The sequence below is a fragment of the Geobacter psychrophilus genome (assembly GCF_056821595.1).
In genome coordinates this window covers 3,686,592-3,703,489 of record NZ_JBXDTU010000004.1, presented here as the reverse complement: position 1 = coordinate 3,703,489, position 16,898 = coordinate 3,686,592, and the positions used below count along the sequence as shown (strand labels likewise).

The 16,898-nt window shown below is 54.1% G+C and carries 16 protein-coding genes; 9 read left to right on the top strand and 7 right to left on the bottom strand.

Annotated features, from left to right (window positions below; translation table 11 throughout):
- The 8 genes from ACOCF6_RS19755 (at position 1) to trpB (ending at position 7,514) form a co-directional block, all read left to right on the top strand.
- Positions 1–624 (top strand): precorrin-8X methylmutase, encoded by a 624-nt coding sequence (locus tag ACOCF6_RS19755; RefSeq protein ID WP_482462036.1) that lies wholly within the window; start codon positions 1–3, stop codon positions 622–624.
- Complete coding sequence (cbiD, locus tag ACOCF6_RS19750; RefSeq protein WP_482462035.1) at positions 621–1,847, top strand: cobalt-precorrin-5B (C(1))-methyltransferase CbiD; 1,227 nt, start codon at positions 621–623, stop codon at positions 1,845–1,847. The genes ACOCF6_RS19755 and cbiD overlap by 4 nt, the downstream gene beginning before the upstream one ends.
- A gap of 162 nt (positions 1,848–2,009) precedes the next feature.
- Entirely contained in the window at positions 2,010–2,477 is a 468-nt protein-coding gene (ribH, locus tag ACOCF6_RS19745; protein ID WP_482462034.1) for a 6,7-dimethyl-8-ribityllumazine synthase, read from the top strand.
- Entirely contained in the window at positions 2,477–2,911 is a 435-nt protein-coding gene (gene nusB, locus ACOCF6_RS19740) for a transcription antitermination factor NusB (protein WP_482462033.1), read from the top strand. The genes ribH and nusB overlap by 1 nt, the downstream gene beginning before the upstream one ends.
- Complete coding sequence (locus tag ACOCF6_RS19735) at positions 2,908–4,224, top strand: homoserine dehydrogenase (protein WP_482462032.1); 1,317 nt, start codon at positions 2,908–2,910, stop codon at positions 4,222–4,224. The genes nusB and ACOCF6_RS19735 overlap by 4 nt, the downstream gene beginning before the upstream one ends.
- 26 nt (positions 4,225–4,250) lie before the next feature.
- On the top strand, positions 4,251–5,606 hold the full coding sequence (locus tag ACOCF6_RS19730) for a TrpB-like pyridoxal phosphate-dependent enzyme (protein WP_482462031.1): 1,356 nt from the start codon (positions 4,251–4,253) through the stop codon (positions 5,604–5,606).
- 75 nt (positions 5,607–5,681) lie between these two features.
- On the top strand, positions 5,682–6,299 hold the full coding sequence (locus ACOCF6_RS19725; protein ID WP_482462030.1) for a phosphoribosylanthranilate isomerase: 618 nt from the start codon (positions 5,682–5,684) through the stop codon (positions 6,297–6,299).
- Between the two features lie 24 nt (positions 6,300–6,323).
- A complete protein-coding gene (gene trpB, locus ACOCF6_RS19720; protein WP_482462029.1) occupies positions 6,324–7,514 on the top strand; it encodes a tryptophan synthase subunit beta in 1,191 nt (396 codons plus the stop codon).
- 97 nt (positions 7,515–7,611) lie between these two features.
- On the opposite strand, the gene ACOCF6_RS19715 is transcribed toward trpB, so the two are convergent.
- The 5 genes from ACOCF6_RS19715 to ACOCF6_RS19695 all read right to left on the bottom strand — a co-directional run bounded on the left by ACOCF6_RS19715 (position 7,612) and on the right by ACOCF6_RS19695 (position 13,185).
- Positions 7,612–8,577: a response regulator gene (locus ACOCF6_RS19715; protein WP_482462028.1), complete on the bottom strand. Its 966-nt coding sequence runs from the start codon at positions 8,575–8,577 to the stop codon at positions 7,612–7,614.
- 201 nt (positions 8,578–8,778) lie between these two features.
- The gene (gene cas6, locus ACOCF6_RS19710) at positions 8,779–9,732 is read right to left on the bottom strand and encodes a CRISPR system precrRNA processing endoribonuclease RAMP protein Cas6 (RefSeq protein WP_482462027.1); all 954 of its coding nucleotides are present in this window, start codon (positions 9,730–9,732) and stop codon (positions 8,779–8,781) included.
- 96 nt (positions 9,733–9,828) lie between these two features.
- Complete coding sequence (locus tag ACOCF6_RS19705; RefSeq protein WP_482462026.1) at positions 9,829–10,587, bottom strand: succinate dehydrogenase/fumarate reductase iron-sulfur subunit; 759 nt, start codon at positions 10,585–10,587, stop codon at positions 9,829–9,831.
- On the bottom strand, positions 10,587–12,500 hold the full coding sequence (locus tag ACOCF6_RS19700; RefSeq protein WP_482462025.1) for a fumarate reductase/succinate dehydrogenase flavoprotein subunit: 1,914 nt from the start codon (positions 12,498–12,500) through the stop codon (positions 10,587–10,589). The genes ACOCF6_RS19705 and ACOCF6_RS19700 overlap by 1 nt, the downstream gene beginning before the upstream one ends.
- 10 nt (positions 12,501–12,510) lie before the next feature.
- Positions 12,511–13,185, bottom strand: coding sequence for a succinate dehydrogenase cytochrome b subunit (locus tag ACOCF6_RS19695; protein WP_482462024.1), 675 nt, complete (start codon positions 13,183–13,185; stop codon positions 12,511–12,513).
- A 385-nt stretch (positions 13,186–13,570) separates the two neighbouring features.
- Here ACOCF6_RS19695 and tgt point away from each other — a divergent pair, with 385 nt between their 5' ends.
- Positions 13,571–14,695: a tRNA guanosine(34) transglycosylase Tgt gene (gene tgt / locus ACOCF6_RS19690; RefSeq protein WP_482462023.1), complete on the top strand. Its 1,125-nt coding sequence runs from the start codon at positions 13,571–13,573 to the stop codon at positions 14,693–14,695.
- Between the two features lie 108 nt (positions 14,696–14,803).
- On the opposite strand, the gene ACOCF6_RS19685 is transcribed toward tgt, so the two are convergent.
- Positions 14,804–15,325, bottom strand: a complete 522-nt coding sequence (locus ACOCF6_RS19685; protein WP_482462022.1) for a tetratricopeptide repeat protein — start codon at positions 15,323–15,325, stop codon at positions 14,804–14,806.
- 16 nt (positions 15,326–15,341) lie between these two features.
- A complete protein-coding gene (locus ACOCF6_RS19680; RefSeq protein WP_482462021.1) occupies positions 15,342–16,661 on the bottom strand; it encodes a GGDEF domain-containing protein in 1,320 nt (439 codons plus the stop codon).
- Positions 16,662–16,898: the final 237 nt, after the last annotated feature.

Here is a 16,898-nt window from a genome sequence, read left to right as displayed (position 1 = left end):
ATGAAACCTGAAGAGATCGAGGCCGAATCGTTTCGGATCATTGACCTGGAAGCGGGCGACCACGACTGGCCGGCTGCTGAATGGCAGATCGTACGCCGCGCCGTCCACACCAGCGCCGATTTCGAATATGTTCAATCAATGGTCATGTCCGATGGGGCCATCATTCAGGCGATTGAAGCCTTGAGAAGCGGAACCGGCATCGTCACCGATACCACCATGGCACTGTCCGGCATCAGCAAGGCCCGCCTGTCACCATTTGGTAGTGTGGTCACCTGCCATGTGGCCGATGCTGATGTGGCCGAATTGGCTGTGCGGGAAGGGATTACCCGCTCTGTTGCTGCGATGCGCAAGGCTGCCGGCAACCCTGACAATCGTATCTTTGTTATCGGCAATGCCCCGACAGCACTGTTCGAGTTATTGCGACTGACAGCTGAAGGCACGGCACACCCAGCACTGATCATCGGCCTGCCGGTCGGCTTTGTCGGCGCCGAAGAAAGCAAGAATGCATTGGCACAGGCGAATCATGGGATTCCCTTCATCACCAACATCGGTCGCAAAGGAGGCTCCAACGTGGCTGCAGCAGTTGTAAATGCACTGGCCATACTGGCCGCCGCACAAAAATGACACGACATCCTGCAACTCCCTTGAGGACCGGCTTTACCACCGGTGCCTGCGCAGCGGCCGCAGCCAAAGGTGCTACGCTGATGCTGGTGCACCAGATAACCGTCAATGAAGTGACCATTGAACTCCCCGGAGGGAGTTCCGCCACATTTTCATTGTCCGGGCAGATACTTTCAGCGGAATCGGCCTCCTGTTTTGTGATCAAGGATGCCGGAGACGACCCGGACGTGACCAATGGGGCCGAAGTACATGCACAGGTTTCTTTTCTCCCCTTCGACTCCGCGCAGGGAACAGCCTGCAGGCTGAGCGGAGTCGAAGCCCGTCCCATCCGCCACATCGTCATCTCCGGCGGCAAGGGGATCGGCCGCGTCACCAAACCGGGTCTGGCGGCAGCACCCGGCGAATGGGCCATCAACCCTGTTCCGCGCCGGATGATCGAACAGTCGGTCGGCAGTGTTCTGTCAACGGTCAACATTCAAAATTCACACTTCAGCATTGTCATTTCCATCCCGGACGGAGAAGAACGGGCCAAGAAAACCCTCAATGCCCGCCTCGGCATCATCGGCGGCCTCTCCATCCTCGGAACAACCGGTATTGTCCGCCCGATTTCTGCCAAGGCCTGGACTGACACTCTTGACGCGGCACTGGACGTTGCCAAAGCCTGCGGTTGCGAGACGGTCGTGCTTTCAACCGGCAGGACCAGCGAGATGGCGGCTCAGAATTTTTTAAGGGTCAAGGGTCAGGGGTCAGGGGGCAAGAAAAACTGCATTGATCCAATTTTGCCACTTGACCCTACACCCGTGCCCCTCGACCCTTGTCACGTGTCTTTACCAGAAGAGGCCTACATCATGATGGGCGACCACATCGCGTATGCACTGCGGGCCTGCCAAAAGCGGGGCTACCATCATCCGATCATTGCCTGCCAGTTTGCCAAACTGCTCAAGATTGCCTGCGGGCACGAAAACACCCATGCGGCCGCTTCGGATCTGGACCTGCATCATCTTCTGGAATGGGGACAAAAAGGGGGGCTTTCCGAGCCCATACTTGCCGCTATCTCCGCTGCCAACACTGCTCGGGAAATTGCCATCGCCAGCAGTTTTGATCCGCAGCTGTTCGAACTTGTACTGGAACACGCCCGTCATGCTGCGGGTCTTCATGCCCCTGATTTGGATCCGGACTTTCTCCTGGCGGACTACAGCGGAAACTGCATCTTCGATAGCCGTTAGACAGGTCCTGGATACACTTTTTTCTCCCCATCGCCAAAAATTATGCTACTATTCCGATTTCTTTTAGTGCGTTAAAAAATGAATTCAGGCGCACCTGTAGAACTATTTTTTTGAAACACGTACCCCGTTTTCCGGGTCAGGACATATTTCAGGAGGTTCGTCATGCCACATTTTTTCGAAGGAAAACTGGATGCCAAGGGTCTTACATTCGGCATCGTCGTCAGCCGATTCAACAGCTTCATCTGTGAGCGCCTGCTGGAAGGCGCTGTTGATGCCCTGGTCCGCCATGGTGGTGATGACAAAAACATTCATGTAGCCCGCGTGCCGGGCGCCTTCGAGATTCCGCTGGCTGCCAAGAAGATGGTGGAAAGCGGGAAATATCACGCCATCATCTGCCTGGGTGCCGTTATTCGAGGTTCGACACCGCATTTTGATTTTGTCGCTTCCGAGGTTTCCAAGGGAGTGGCGTCCGTATCCCTGGAGAGCGGTGTCCCGATCGCCTTTGGCGTGCTTACCACTGACACCATCGAGCAGGCTGTGGAAAGGGCCGGGACCAAGGCCGGCAACAAAGGTTTTGAGGCTGCCGTAACTGCCATCGAAACCGCCAATCTGCTGAAGGCCATGAAATAATGGGGCTGCGTAGAGAATCCCGTGAACTGGCACTGCAAATGCTGTATGCCCTGGATGCAAATCCGTCCGTCGGGCTGCGGGAAACCCTGCAGACCTTTCGCGAAGAGCAGACGGAAACGCTGAACCGCGTAAGGGAATTTGCCGAGCTGCTGGTCCAGGGTGTCCAGGAAAAACGTGACATCATCGATGCGGCCATAAAGGCCCGCTCCAAAAACTGGGCTCTGGCCAGGATGCCGCTGGTGGATCTGAATGTCATGCGCGTAGCGACCTTTGAGCTGATGTTTCGCAGCGACATACCCAAGAAGGTCAGTATCAATGAGGCTATCGAGATTGCCCGCAAATTCGGTGACAAGGAGTCACCCGCGTTTGTCAACGGCATCCTGGATGAAATAGTAGCGTGCCCAAAAACTGAAGATGCAAGCGAGGAGCAATGAGCGATATCAAGGTTGGTCTCATAGGATTCGGCAACATCGGTGCAGGTGTGGTCAGACTGCTACAGGAAAATGCCGCTGTTATCCGCGGAAAAGTCGGTACCGGTATCGTTCTGAGCAGGATAGCCGATCTGGACATCACCAGTGACCGTGGTGTAACGGTCCCCCCCGGCGTTCTCACCAGCGATGTGAATGACATCTTTGATGATCCGGAAATCTCGGTCGTCATCGAACTGATCGGCGGCTATGAGCCGGCCAAAACCTTCGTGCTGAAGGCCATCGAAAAAGGCAAGCATATCGTCACCGCCAACAAGGCGCTCCTGGCCCTGCATGGCGCGGAAATCTATGCAGCGGCAGCCCGCAAAGGGGTCGAGGTGCAGTTCGAGGCGGCTGTTGGCGGCGGCATACCTGTTCTGACGGCCATCAAGGGCAATATGGCTGCCAACAATTTCGGCAGCGTGATCGGCATCATGAACGGCACCTGCAACTATATCCTGACCCGAATGACCCAGGAGGGTGCCGATTTTACGGATGTGCTCAAGGCCGCTCAGGAACTGGGCTATGCCGAGCCTGATCCGACCTTTGATATCGAGGGGGTCGATACCGCCCACAAACTGGCTATTCTGATTTCACTCTGCTTCGGAACAAAGATCGACTTTAACAGCATCTACACCGAGGGGATCTCACGCATCTGCGGGCTGGATGTCAAGTTTGCCAATGATTTCGGTTACCGCATCAAATTGCTGGCCATCGGTAAACTGTCTGACGGGCAGGTCGAGGCCCGCGTTCACCCCACCATGATCCCACTGCACAACCCGTTGTCAGAGGTGAACGGTGTCTTCAATGCCATCCGCCTGACCGGCGACTTTGTCGGACCGGTCATGTTCTACGGACGCGGCGCCGGCCAGAATCCGACCGCCAGCGCCATTGTGGGCGATTTGATCGGCCTGGCCCGCACCATGCAGGCCGGAGCAGGTCGCAGAATGGCACCGCTCGGCTTCCTGGATGGAGAGATCAAAACGATCCCGCTCAAGCCGATGGCCGATATTGCCAGTAAATACATGCTGCGCTTCAGCGCCCTGGACAAGCCGGGTGTTCTGGCGTCTATCGCCGGCTCCCTCGGAACCCACGGCATCAGCATTGAATCCATGTTCCAGAGCGCCCACCAGGACGTCGACTCGACACCTGTCCCGATCGTCATCAAGACCCATGAGGCACGCGAAGGAGCCGTACAGGCAGCTCTGGATGAGATCGACCGGCTTGACATCATCTGTGAAAAAACCGTTTTCATCAGGATTGAGGATAACCTGGAGTAACTTACTTTTCCTTTCTGGAGCGTCCCATGAACACGAAAATTCTCCTCAGCGAAGACCAGATTCCCCGTCAGTGGTACAACATCATTCCCGACATGCCCGGTCCGCTGGCCCCGGTCATCAGTCCGCAAACCCTTAAACCGGTTACTCCGGAGGAGATGCTGGCAATCTTCCCCATGTCGCTGATCGAACAGGAGATGTCTCCCAACCGCTGGATTGATATTCCGGATGAAGTCCGAGAGATTTACAAACTATGGCGCCCTTCTCCCCTGTATCGCGCCCGGCGTCTTGAACAGGCCCTCGGTACCCCGGCCAAGATCTATTACAAGTATGAGGGGGTTTCTCCGGCCGGATCCCATAAGCCCAACTCGGCCATCCCCCAGGCCTACTACAATAAACAGGCCGGCATCCGCCGTCTGGCAACCGAAACCGGTGCCGGACAATGGGGCAGTTCCCTGGCTCTGGCCTGTTCGATGTTCGGCCTGGAATGTACGATCTATATGGTCAAGATCTCCTGTACCCAGAAACCGTATCGCAAGAGCATGATGCAGTTGTGGGGAGCCACCGTGATTCCTTCGCCGTCCGAGTTCACCAACTCGGGACGCTCGATCCTGGCCCATGATCCTGACAGCAACGGCAGTCTGGGTATCGCTATTTCAGAAGCGGTCGAAGATGCCGCCACCCATGCCGACACCAACTATGCCCTGGGGAGCGTTCTCAACCATGTCTGCCTGCACCAGACCATCATCGGTCAGGAGGCACAGGCGCAAATGAAGATTGCCGGAGATTACCCGGATGTGGTCATCGCCTGCTGCGGCGGCGGCTCCAACTTTGCCGGACTGGCATTCCCCTTTATTGCTGACCGGGCTGCCGGAAAGAATGTCCGTTGTCTGGCTGTTGAACCGGCCTCCTGTCCGACCCTGACCAAGGGGATTTACGCATTTGATTACGGGGATACAGCCAAGGTTGCGCCGATTGCCATGATGTACACACTGGGACATGATTTCATGCCGCCCGGCATTCACGCCGGTGGATTGCGCTATCACGGAGAATCGCCGCTGGTTTCCCAGCTGTACCATGCCGGCCAGATTGAAGCCAAATCCTACAAGCAGAATTCCTGTTTTGAGGGCGCGCTGCTCTTTGCCCGCAGTGAAGGCATCATCCCGGCTCCGGAATCCTCGCATGCGGTCCGGGCGGCCATTGATGAAGCTGTTCTGGCCAAAGAGGAGGGCAAGGAACGGACCATACTTTTCGGTCTCTCCGGACATGGTCAGCTCGACATGGGCGCGTATGATTCCTATCTTTCAGGAAACCTGGAGGATTATGAGTACCCGAGTGAAATGGTGAAGCAGGCGCTGGAGCGACTTCCGAAAATCAACCTTTAACAGAACAGATGCCAGGAGTCAGAAAACGTGTTGACCTTTTCTGACTCCTGGCTCTGCCGATGACTTCTGACTCCTATGGTTAAAGTTAAAATCTGCGGAATAACCAGCCTTGAAGACGCACTGACTGCTGTTGAAGCCGGTGCCGACGCCCTAGGGTTTGTCTTTTATTCCGCGTCACCCCGTAATATTTTCCCTGAACAGGCATCTGAGATCATTCGCAACCTGCCACCTTTCGTGCAGACTGTCGGCCTGTTTGTCGACGAGGGGCTGGCGACCGTCAACTCCACTGCCGATCGTTGTGGCCTTGATGTTGTTCAACTGCACGGTGACGAGACTCCCGACTACTGCAGTCGCATCAATCGCAGGGTCATCAAGGCCTTCAGGGTCAAGAATTCCTTCAGCCTTGATGCAATCAACGACTACCAGGTTGCTGCATGTCTGCTCGACGCCTGGTCACCAACTTCCCATGGCGGAACCGGGCAGACATTCAATTGGGATATCGCCTCTGCAACTGCCGCACAGAGGACGATCATCCTGGCCGGAGGACTGACACCCGATAATGTTGCCGATGCCGTCATACGTGTGCGACCCTACGCAGTGGATGTTTCAAGCGGGGTCGAAAGCTCTCCCGGACACAAGGATGCTGACAAGGTCAGAAGGTTAATCTATCAAGCCAAACAAGCTGTCTATTAACTCAATATTTAATTAGGAACAACCATGAAACAGCCCGACAAGAAAGGCCATTTCGGTCAATTTGGTGGACGATATGTACCTGAAACACTCATGCCGGCCCTGCTTGAACTGGAAAAGGCCTATGAACATTATCGCCATGACCGGGAATTCCGCCAGGAATTCGAATATTATCTGCGCCAGTACGTTGGCCGCCCCAACCCATTGTATTTTGCCGAGAAATTGACCAATAAACTTGGTGGGGCCCGAATTTATCTTAAGCGTGAAGACCTCAACCATACCGGTGCCCATAAGATCAATAACACCATCGGACAGGGGTTACTGGCAAAACGCATGGGCAAGAAAAGGGTCATTGCTGAAACCGGGGCTGGCCAGCACGGTGTGGCAACAGCTACGATTGCCGCCCTTTTTGGCATGTCGTGTGAAGTATTCATGGGCGAGGAGGATACCCGTCGTCAGGCATTGAATGTCTTCCGCATGCGCCTGCTGGGTGCTACCGTCACACCGGTCACTGCCGGCACCGCCACCCTCAAGGACGCTATGAACGAGGCCATGCGCAACTGGGTCACTACGATTGCGGACACATTTTATGTCATCGGAACTGTGGCCGGACCGCACCCCTATCCCATGATGGTTCGGGATTTTCAGACTGTTATCGGCAACGAGGTAAAAAAACAGCATAAAAAGCTGGAAGGACGCTTGCCGGATTATCTCGTGGCGTGTGTGGGAGGCGGTAGCAATGCCCTTGGCCTGTTCTATCCCTTCATGAAGGATAAGCAGGTGCGCATGATCGGCGTCGAAGCGGCCGGACACGGCATTGATAGCGGCAGGCACGCTGCACCGCTTTGTGCCGGATCTCCCGGCATACTGCACGGCAACCTGACCTACCTGCTGCAGGACCAGCACGGGCAGATTACCCACGCCCATTCAATCTCGGCCGGTCTGGACTATCCCGGTGTCGGTCCCGAGCATTCCTGGATGAAAGATTCCGGGCGGGCGGAATATGTTTCGATCACGGACACAGAGGCTCTGGAAGGGTTCAGGATGCTGACCCAGGAGGAAGGTATCATGCCGGCTCTGGAGTCTGCCCACGCCATTGCCCACCTCATCAAACTGGCCCCCACCCTGTCGAAGGACAAGAGTATCGTTGTCTGCCTTTCCGGCCGGGGCGACAAGGACATCCATACCGTAGCCGAAGCTATGGGGGTTACGTTTTAATATCACAGGGACACAAGAAACCATAAACGCAGAAACCCGTCTTTTGCATATCCATTATGCAGAAGACGGGTTTTCTAATTTCCATCAACAGCCTGGATCAGCGCTGTTTTTTCAGGTTGTACACAACACCGGCGTTTTCAATGGCAATCGACGCATAGCGGGAAAGCATTGTAAGAAATTCCAGGTGGTCATCATTGAAAGGCTTGCCGTTGCAACCGCCGGAAATGGTGAGGGCTCCGGCAATGCGACCCTGTACCTGGAGAGGAACTGAAAGGATACTGGGGGTTGCAAGCATAACGCCCTCCGGGTCCTCTTCCAAAAGGCTCACCAGAAAGTTTTCATCAGATGTATCAACGACAAGTATCGGCTTGCCACTGGATACGACCTGCCCCGAAATTCCCTTCCCTGGCGCCAGCTTGAATTTGGCCGTACTGAGAAGGTCTATGCCGGTACAAACCTTGATATTCAGATTGGAGCCGCTTTTATCGAGCAACAGCAGATAGCCCCTGGTGGCCTGCAGATGCTCCGTGGCGGTCTCAGTCAATTTCTGCAGGATACTCGCAATATCAAAAGTCGATGTAAGCAGCACGCAAATCTGGTTGACAACTTTCATCATTGCCAGGGACTCATTGAGCCCCTTGTTTTTCTCGGTCAACTCTGTGACCAGCAGCTGCTTTTTACGGCCATGTTCCTGTTTATCCAATGCCCGTTCAATCACATTGTACAGAACCGCTTCATCGTCAATCGGCTTTACTATAAAATCGTAGGCGCCCTGGCGTAGCGACTTGAGGGTATTAAAGCTGGAGGCATTCGAACTGACAATCACGATATCGCTCTCCGGTCGGCGCTCCTTCATAATTTTCATCATGTTCAAGCCGCTCATCCCGGGAAGCTCGAGTTCAGTGATGACCAGATCAAATTCCTGTAGATTGAAGATCGGGATGGCCTCTTCAGCTGAAGCAGCAACCGCCACCAGATAACCTTGTGCTTCGAGAATTTCAGTAAGTTTATTGCTGCTGGTGGGCGAATCATCAACGATTAGAATATGTGCGGGACGGGCCATGAATGAACTCCAAACCGTTTATGTATTAGGGGCAATCATAGTAATGTATGAACAACTAAAAAACAACTGCAAAAAATCTATATGCCACAGTCCTCACACAGTTCAAGTCACCCGGTAACAGATTGCATCCGGCTTTAAGCAGATATGCAAAAACGGCTGGCAACAATGATCATTGCTGCCGGTATCCCAGAGAAACACGCCCTAACGAGCAGGCAACGATGCTGCGTTGTCACTGGCAGGAACGACGTTATACTCACCCATTCCAAACGAAGAACCTTTACCGGCGTGTACATACGTACCGATGACCAGAAACGGCTCAAGACGACTGAAATCCCCCTGAAAACTTCCGTGGCCGGTTATCCCCGATATTCTCCTGATCTTGTCATTCATATAATTAAAATGATCATCCGTACAGATCACTTCGTCAATCTGACGTGACAACTCTTTATAGTCACAATCAAACTCACACTCACCATAATAATAGGCCAGCGCAGAGACCCGACGCATTACCGTGCGGGCAAACCGGCAAAACTCAAAACTGACAACAGGGCTGTTGTCCTCGAATAATCGAAGCGGAGACAGCAGATTGATTTTCAGGTTTGAACTTGTCCAGGTTCGGCTCTCCAGCAATCCTTCCGTAGATGCAATTACCAGGTTCTCAGGAATCAGGGTTCCGGATCGGATACCGCCGGTATCATTGGATATCGCTTGAACAGAACCTTGATAATCTCGGCAGGCAATCCGGGTGATTTCTGCCGCTACCGGAGATAAACCGGAAGATAGCAGTTCTGAAAAACCGTTCAGAAGCATTCCGAGTTGCTGGATCGCCTGGCCAATCACAACCAGACCAACAACAAATTCATCACAAGCTTCGGAAAGCGCATCAGAGACAGGAAATGAGAAAACAAACGGCAGTGGCGGCTTTTGATGACGTTTTAGCGCGGCCGGATCCAAGGTCAGTTTTTGTCCAAATACAAGCAACCAGCTGCATGAATCTTGTGTGGAGCAGGTTTCACACGCTCTATCCGGCCAGTGGCACGATACACTCCGACATACTTCAGCAAATCTGCTCCCCATCAACGGCAGGCTTTTTCTGAGTCGATCAGCGTCATTCGCTCGTACCGTGATGGCCAGATCTACAAGGTTAAATCCCATAGCTTACAAATCCTTTTAAGCTGCCTGCGTCGAAAAAAAATAAGGCGGCTCGTAAGCCGCCCTAATGTGTACTTCATATCATCAAAGAAATCAGAATTATGCGAACTGGGCCTTGAGGAACTCCCGGTTCATGCGGGCGATGAACTTGACGTTGATCCCCTTGGGACAGGCAGCCTGGCACTCGTAGTGATTGGTGCAGTTACCGAAACCGCATTCAGTCATGGCTTCCGACATGTTCTTCACACGTGCAGCGGCCTCGGCTTTACCCTGGGGCAGCAGCGCCAACTGGGAAATCTTGGCACCGGTGAACAACATGGCAGCACCGTTGGGGCAACCTGCCACGCAGGCACCGCAACCGACGCACTCGGCGGCGTCCATGGCTTCATCGGCCACGGGCTTGGGAATCAGGATGGCGTTGCCATCGGCGACACCACCGGTATGGCAGGAGGTGTAACCACCGGCCTGGATGATCTTGTCCAGGGCGGAACGATCTACGATCAGGTCGCGAATGATCGGGAAAGCGCGGGCTCTCCACGGCTCGATGTAGATGGTGTCTCCATCCTTGAACTTGCGCATATGGAGTTGGCACACGGTGGTACGATCCTGTCCGCCATGGGGTGCACCGTTAATAACCTGTGAACACATACCGCAGATACCCTCGCGGCAATCGTGGTCAAACACGATCGGATCCTTGCCGCTATGGATCAGGTCTTCGTTTACGCAGTCAAGCATCTCCAGGAAAGAGTGGTGATCGGTAATGTTCTTTGCTGTATAGGTCTCAAATTTACCGGGATCGTTGGCATTTTTCTGGCGCCACACGATCAGTGTCAGAGTCATGGTCTTGTGATCGCTCATTATTTGTAGCTCCTTACGGCGAGATGTACGTTGTCGAACTTCAGCGGCTCTTTGTGCAGTTCAGGCGTTTTATTGTCACCTTTGTATTCCCAGGCGCCAACGTAACAATAATTAACGTCGTCGCGCTGTGCCTCGCCGGCATCCTGATACTCAACGCGGAAGTGACCGCCGCAGGATTCGTTGCGGTGAAGGGCATCACGACAAAGCAGTTCACTGAACTCCAGGAAGTCGGCGGTACGGCCGGCGTTTTCCAACTGCTGATTCAGTTCAGCGCCACTGCCGGTGACCTTGACATTCTTCCAGAACTCTTCGCGCAGGGCAGGAATCTTCTTGAGGTTAATTTCCAGTGATTCCTTGGTACGGGCCATGCCGCAGTTTTCCCACATCAATCCGCCGACTTCGCGCATGAACTCAAAGACAGTCTTTTTGCCGTTGATGGAGAGATACTTGTTCTGCTCCGCCTGGACATCTTCCGTAGACTTTTTGAATTCAGCATGGTCAGCCTTGACCTGGCCCGGCTTGACTGTTGCCAGATACCCGCCGATGGTGTAGGGGATAACGAAGTAACCGTCGGCCAGACCCTGCATGAGGGCTGAAGCACCCAGGCGGTTGGCGCCGTGGACGGAGAAGTTGGCCTCGCCCAGTACGAACAGGCCGGGGATGTTGCTCATCAGGTTGTAATCGACCCACAGCCCGCCCATGGAGTAGTGCGGTGCAGGGTACATGCGCATCGGGCGCTTGTAGCCGTTCTCATCGGTGATCTTTTCGTACATCTCGAACAGGTTGCCGTAGCGTTCACGGATGGTGTCCTCACCCAGGCGCTTGATTGAGTCGCCAAAGTCGAGGTATACGCCGCGGCCGCCGGGACCAACGCCGCGACCGTCGTCGCACTGCTCCTTGGCGGCGCGGGAGGCGATGTCACGTGGTGCCAGGTTGCCGTAGGAGGGGTACTTACGCTCCAAGTAGTAATCGCGGGCATCTTCAGGGATCTCGTTGGGATGCTTGCCGCAGTCTTCCTTCTTCTTGGGAACCCAGACGCGACCATCATTGCGCAGTGACTCGGACATCAGGGTCAGCTTGGACTGGTAGTCGCCGGCCTGAGGGATACAGGTCGGATGGATCTGTGTGTAACAGGGGTTAGCGAAGTAGGCACCCTTTTTGTGAGCCTTCCAGTTTGCCGTAACCGAACAACCCATGGCATTGGTAGAGAGGTAGAATACGTTGACATAGCCGCCGGTGCAGAGGCAGACCGCGTCAGCAGCGTAACTCTCAAGCTGACCGGAAACCAGATTGCGCACGGTGATGCCGCGGGCCACGCCGTCGACCACTACCAGATCGAGCATCTCGCGACGGTCATACATCTTGACCGTGCCGGCCTTGATCTGGCGTGACAGGGCCGAGTAGGCACCCAGCAGGAGCTGCTGACCGGTTTGACCACGAGCGAAAAAGGTACGGGATACCTGGGCGCCGCCGAAAGAGCGGTTGTCCAGATAACCGGCATAGTCACGGGCAAAGGGTACGCCCTGGGCCACACACTGATCGATGATGTTATTGGAGACCTGAGCCAGACGCCAGACGTCCGCCTCACGGGCGCGGAAGTCGCCACCCTTGATCGTGTCATAGAATAGACGGTAGATGGAGTCGCCGTCATTGGGGTAGTTCTTGGCAGCGTTGATGCCGCCCTGAGCAGCGATGGAGTGGGCACGGCGGGGCGAATCCTGGTAGCAGAAAGCCTGCACGTTGTAACCCAGTTCACCCAGCGAAGCGGCGGCGGCACCACCGGCCAGGCCGGTTCCGACCACGATGACATTGTATTTACGCTTGTTGGCGGGATTGACCAGCTTCAGGTCAAAGCGGTGCTTATCCCAGGTTTGTTCTATCGGTCCGGTAGGACATTTTCCGTCAAGTATCACAATAACCCCCTTAATTCAGAATTCGTACGAGAATGAAAATCGGAATGATGGCATAGCCCGCAAACATGGCCAGTGCGGCAAGGGTACCGGCCTTTGTAATGAACGGCTGTACCCGGTCATTGCTCCAGCCCATTGTCTGGAAGAAGCTCTGGATACCGTGGGACAGATGCAGAAAGAGAATCACCATCGCTCCGGCATAGATAAATGAAACGAAGAAGTTCTGGAACGCGGCAACAACCATCCCCATTACATTCGGGATGCCATTGATCTGATTTTTGAGGGCTGCTGTTTCGGGACTGATGACCTGGAACGTGAAGTGAGCCAGATGATACAGGATGAAGGCCAGCATCAGCACGCCGGTCCAGATCATGTTCTCGCTGGCAAAGGATGCCTTCTGGGTAGACTTGACGGCATACTGTTTGGGACGGCCGCCCCGGTTCTCAATGGTCAGCGTGATGCCGAACCAGATGTGAACAGCGGCAAAGACCAGCAGGCCGAGCCGGAATCCGATGATGACAGGTGCGGGCAAGCTGTGGAGGTGATGGGCATAGGCATTGATGCCACCCGGGAGCCATCCGAAGATGGAGCTGTTACCAAGCAGATGGATGACAGCAAAAAGAACCATTGCCTGGCCTGTGATTGCCATCAAAATTTTTCTGCCGATTGAAGACGTGAGCAGTTGCATAGCATTCCTTCCTTTTTAAGATGTGATACTGCTGGATTTTATGCAGATTTTGTTTGCAGGGGAGACTAAAAGTGCCGTGGGGGACCGCGCCAGAGCAATCTGGAGTCAAGCACCATTTCAACCTCCTTTGAGAGTGTATTTGATGTTTCTGCCTGATCTGCAACGATGGCAATTTCTCTGTTAATTTCAGCCGTGCATACTAAACATCGTTATAAAAAATTGCAACCCTTTTATGTATACAGGATACAATTTAATAGGGTGCGCAGATCCAGCTGCAGCGCAATTGCAATTACGGGAACATTCTGTTAGAAACCGTAGCACGCACATTTTGTTGCAGGATCCATTCAATCAGTACGCATCTTTCAGGGCCAGGAGTTACCCATTCATGAAATTCACCCTGCTCAAAACTGACCCCCGCTCTGCTGCCCGCCTCGGCATCGTCAGCACCGCCCATGGCGAGATCCAGACACCGATATTCATGCCGGTGGCTACCCACGGCGCCATGAAACCGCTCACACCGGCCCAGATCATCGATACCGGCGCCCAGATCATCCTCAGTAATACCTATCACCTGCATCTGCAGCCAGGCGAGGGATTGATCAAAAAGGCCGGCGGACTGCACAAGTTTATGGCCTGGAACGGCCCGATCCTGACGGACTCCGGAGGTTTTCAGGTATTTTCGCTCCCTAACAAACGCATAACTGAAGACGGCGTTTTTTTCAAACACGAGATTACCGGCGATGAAATCTATCTTGACCCGGCTGCTGCGACCCGCATCCAGCAGGATCTGGGCGCCGACATCATCATGGCCTTCGATGAGTGCATCCCGTATCCCTGCGAACGGAGCTATGCAGAACAATCCACAAAAAAAACCATTCGCTGGTTGAAGCAGTGCCAAAATGCCATGACCAGCAACGATCAGGCATTGTTCGGCATTGTCCAGGGGAGCGTTTTTGAGGACCTGCGGGCCATGTGTGCCCGGGAGATGCGCAAACTCGATCTGCCGGGCTATGCCATCGGCGGTGTCAGCGTGGGTGAAGGGCTGGAACTGCTCAAGCAGGTCGTCAGCTGGACTGCGCCACACCTGCCGGAGGACAAGCCCCGTTATCTGATGGGGGTCGGCCTGCCTGAGGATATACTGGAAAGCGTCGAGCGCGGCATCGACATGTTCGACTGCGTCATACCGACTCGCTATGCCCGCAGTGCCACCCTCTTCACACGCCGCGGCAAGATCCGCCTGACCAACAAGAACTACAAGAGGGATTTTTTCCCGATCGATCCGAGCTGTAGCTGTTACACCTGTCAGAATTTCACCCGTGCTTACCTGCATCATCTGTTTGCCGCCAACGAGGTGATCTCGGCGGTCCTTTCGGCCATCCACAACGTCCATTTCTATCTGAAGATGATGTCGGAGATACGGGAGGCTATCGCCAATAATCGTTTTATGGAGTACAAAGGGGCTTTTCTTGGGGAGTACCTGCCGGGGGACAAACACAACAAACGCAGCTGAATGTATATGCTCAATCCACATCCCCACCCTGAACAGCACAAGGCGCATCAATTGATGCGCCTTGTGCTGTTCAGGGACGTGCAAATGCTTTCAGGCTACAGCCCGAATTCAGCGTTTAATCTTCTTCTCCAGCTCAAGATCGAGACTTTTCAAGCGTTCTATACTCTGGCGCATTTCACGGTTATCCCGGCTGAGCGAAAGATTGAGTTCTTTCAGTGTCCTGAGCTCTCGCTGCCGCTCACGAAGCGCCTTGACGCCTGACAAGTATGCACCCAGCGGTACCGCCTGCTGGGTCCAGAGACTCTGAGGAAAATCGTTTTTCAGGCGTTCAATCAGCTCCAGTGATCGCCCAGGTCCCTTACTGACCTCCTCCCGAAGAAACAGTACCGACAGACGAAAAAGGGCCTCATCGGTCACTCCGGCGCGGGACGGCTCTTCAACAACCTGTTCGAGCAGATCACGAGCTGCCTGTTCATTACCTGCCCGTAAAAATTCCAGCGCCTCTTTAAAGCGATTCTCCTGGGTAGTTTTTGCGGAAGGATCCGAATCCTCTGCAGCCACTGAAACGACAGAAATTTTCCAGCCCAACTGGCTACAACCGCTCAGCAATGGCAAAAGCACCAGTACCATCAGGGAAATTATCCGTTTATATGTCACTGACTCCCGCCTCTCTCACAATTATGTAGTTACTGCCGGATGATTCCTTAACACGATCTTTAACCGATGCCGCCACGGTGGCAATCTCCGATGCAGAGGAATAATGGCCCGGTTGACAGGTCAGGGCGGCAATTGAAATTGACAGCATCGGAAAAACCCGTGGGACTCCATAGCGGTCAACCCCCTTTATGGCTCCGATTGCCCGGTCCTCCTCCGAATAATACGACGGGATCATTGCGTCAAAAGCAGCGATGATGTCCTGACAGGCGGCTTTTGCGAGCTTGGCATCGATGATAACGACAAAATCATCACCACCGATATGCCCGACAAAGGCGTCAGGATCATTCAGGCGCTTAACGACCTCATGAATAACCTCCCCGGTCTTCTTCAGGATTTCACTGGCCTTGATATACCCGTAGCGGTCATTATATGACTTGAAATTGTCCAGATCCAGATAACACATGGCAAAGGACATCTTCTCACGCAGGCGTCGATTGATGGAACGCTCGATGGCGATATTACCCGGGAGTCGCGTCAAGGGGCTGGCATCCAGACTGAGCTGTTCGAGCTCCTTGAGCCGGACCGCCATCCGCATGAAATCCTGGGACAACGCCCCGACCTCGTCCCCTTCGGGAATATGCGGATCATGGTCAAAATCACCTGCCGCAATACGGTGGGTTGCCTTTTGCAGCTTGCCGATCGAGGACGAAAAGGAATACACCAGAAGGGCCGCCACGAGAACCGCCAGGGTCACACCGCTCAATGCCAGCCCAAGGGCCCACGAAGCAGTGCGTTCTTCACGTTCACGGGCAGCGATGAGCTTGTTCTCAAGTCGTTTCTGCTGCTCGCTGCGCATTACCTCTATAGCGGTTTCCACCCGCTCGGCGGCACGTTTTAGGGCAACGTCTTTTATCTCGGCACCGCTGAACATCTGTTCGACAAGCATGGCATAGACTTCAAAGTCCTTCGTAAGCGAACCAAGGTCGCCACCACCCGATTGTCGCTGAAGGATGGTCAGGGTCTGACGGAAGGCTTCTGACTGACGATTATACAGTTCCTTGAATTCAGGCTGCTTCAATATTTGAAACCTGCCTGCGGCGCGCTGCTGGGCCTGCATGGCATCGCGCAATGTCAGGGCTGCAGTAGCTGCAGGAAGATCGTTGCGGGCTATATCACCAACCATGCGGTGCATAGTGCCCAGCCCCATGATTGCATAAACAACGGCCGTGATCAGGCATACTCCTATGAGAGCAAAGCTGACAATCAGTTTCTGGACGAGGGAGAGTCGAAATATTCGGGAACGCAACATGTGAACAGTACCTGCGGGATTGATATTAAGTTTCTCATTCGGCACGGCATTTTTTTCAGTGACATCGTAGTACAGAGAAGCATTAAATGCAATGTATTGGCTGATAGTCATCGTTATGAACAGCAGAAATGCTTTGCATTACAGCTACTCCGGCGCTGACGCTCACCTCAGCGCTTGTACGCGGGACGGACGAATACCGGATCAAGGCAAACAAGAATGCCCAGAAAGGATCCGGGT

Excerpts from the sequence above, each read along its gene's own strand:
- ACOCF6_RS19755 (WP_482462036.1), top strand. The coding sequence starts at position 1 with ATGAAACCTGAAGAGATCGAGGCCGAATCGTTTCGGATCATTGACCTG.
- cbiD (WP_482462035.1), top strand. The coding sequence starts at position 621 with ATGACACGACATCCTGCAACTCCCTTGAGGACCGGCTTTACCACCGGT.
- ribH (WP_482462034.1), top strand. The coding sequence starts at position 2,010 with ATGCCACATTTTTTCGAAGGAAAACTGGATGCCAAGGGTCTTACATTC.
- nusB (WP_482462033.1), top strand. The coding sequence starts at position 2,477 with ATGGGGCTGCGTAGAGAATCCCGTGAACTGGCACTGCAAATGCTGTAT.
- ACOCF6_RS19735 (WP_482462032.1), top strand. The coding sequence starts at position 2,908 with ATGAGCGATATCAAGGTTGGTCTCATAGGATTCGGCAACATCGGTGCA.
- ACOCF6_RS19730 (WP_482462031.1), top strand. The coding sequence starts at position 4,251 with ATGAACACGAAAATTCTCCTCAGCGAAGACCAGATTCCCCGTCAGTGG.
- ACOCF6_RS19725 (WP_482462030.1), top strand. The coding sequence starts at position 5,682 with ATGGTTAAAGTTAAAATCTGCGGAATAACCAGCCTTGAAGACGCACTG.
- trpB (WP_482462029.1), top strand. The coding sequence starts at position 6,324 with ATGAAACAGCCCGACAAGAAAGGCCATTTCGGTCAATTTGGTGGACGA.
- ACOCF6_RS19715 (WP_482462028.1), bottom strand. The coding sequence starts at position 8,577 with ATGGCCCGTCCCGCACATATTCTAATCGTTGATGATTCGCCCACCAGC.
- cas6 (WP_482462027.1), bottom strand. The coding sequence starts at position 9,732 with ATGGGATTTAACCTTGTAGATCTGGCCATCACGGTACGAGCGAATGAC.
- ACOCF6_RS19705 (WP_482462026.1), bottom strand. The coding sequence starts at position 10,587 with ATGAGCGATCACAAGACCATGACTCTGACACTGATCGTGTGGCGCCAG.
- ACOCF6_RS19695 (WP_482462024.1), bottom strand. The coding sequence starts at position 13,185 with ATGCAACTGCTCACGTCTTCAATCGGCAGAAAAATTTTGATGGCAATC.
- tgt (WP_482462023.1), top strand. The coding sequence starts at position 13,571 with ATGAAATTCACCCTGCTCAAAACTGACCCCCGCTCTGCTGCCCGCCTC.
- ACOCF6_RS19685 (WP_482462022.1), bottom strand. The coding sequence starts at position 15,325 with ATGGTACTGGTGCTTTTGCCATTGCTGAGCGGTTGTAGCCAGTTGGGC.
- ACOCF6_RS19680 (WP_482462021.1), bottom strand. The coding sequence starts at position 16,661 with ATGTTGCGTTCCCGAATATTTCGACTCTCCCTCGTCCAGAAACTGATT.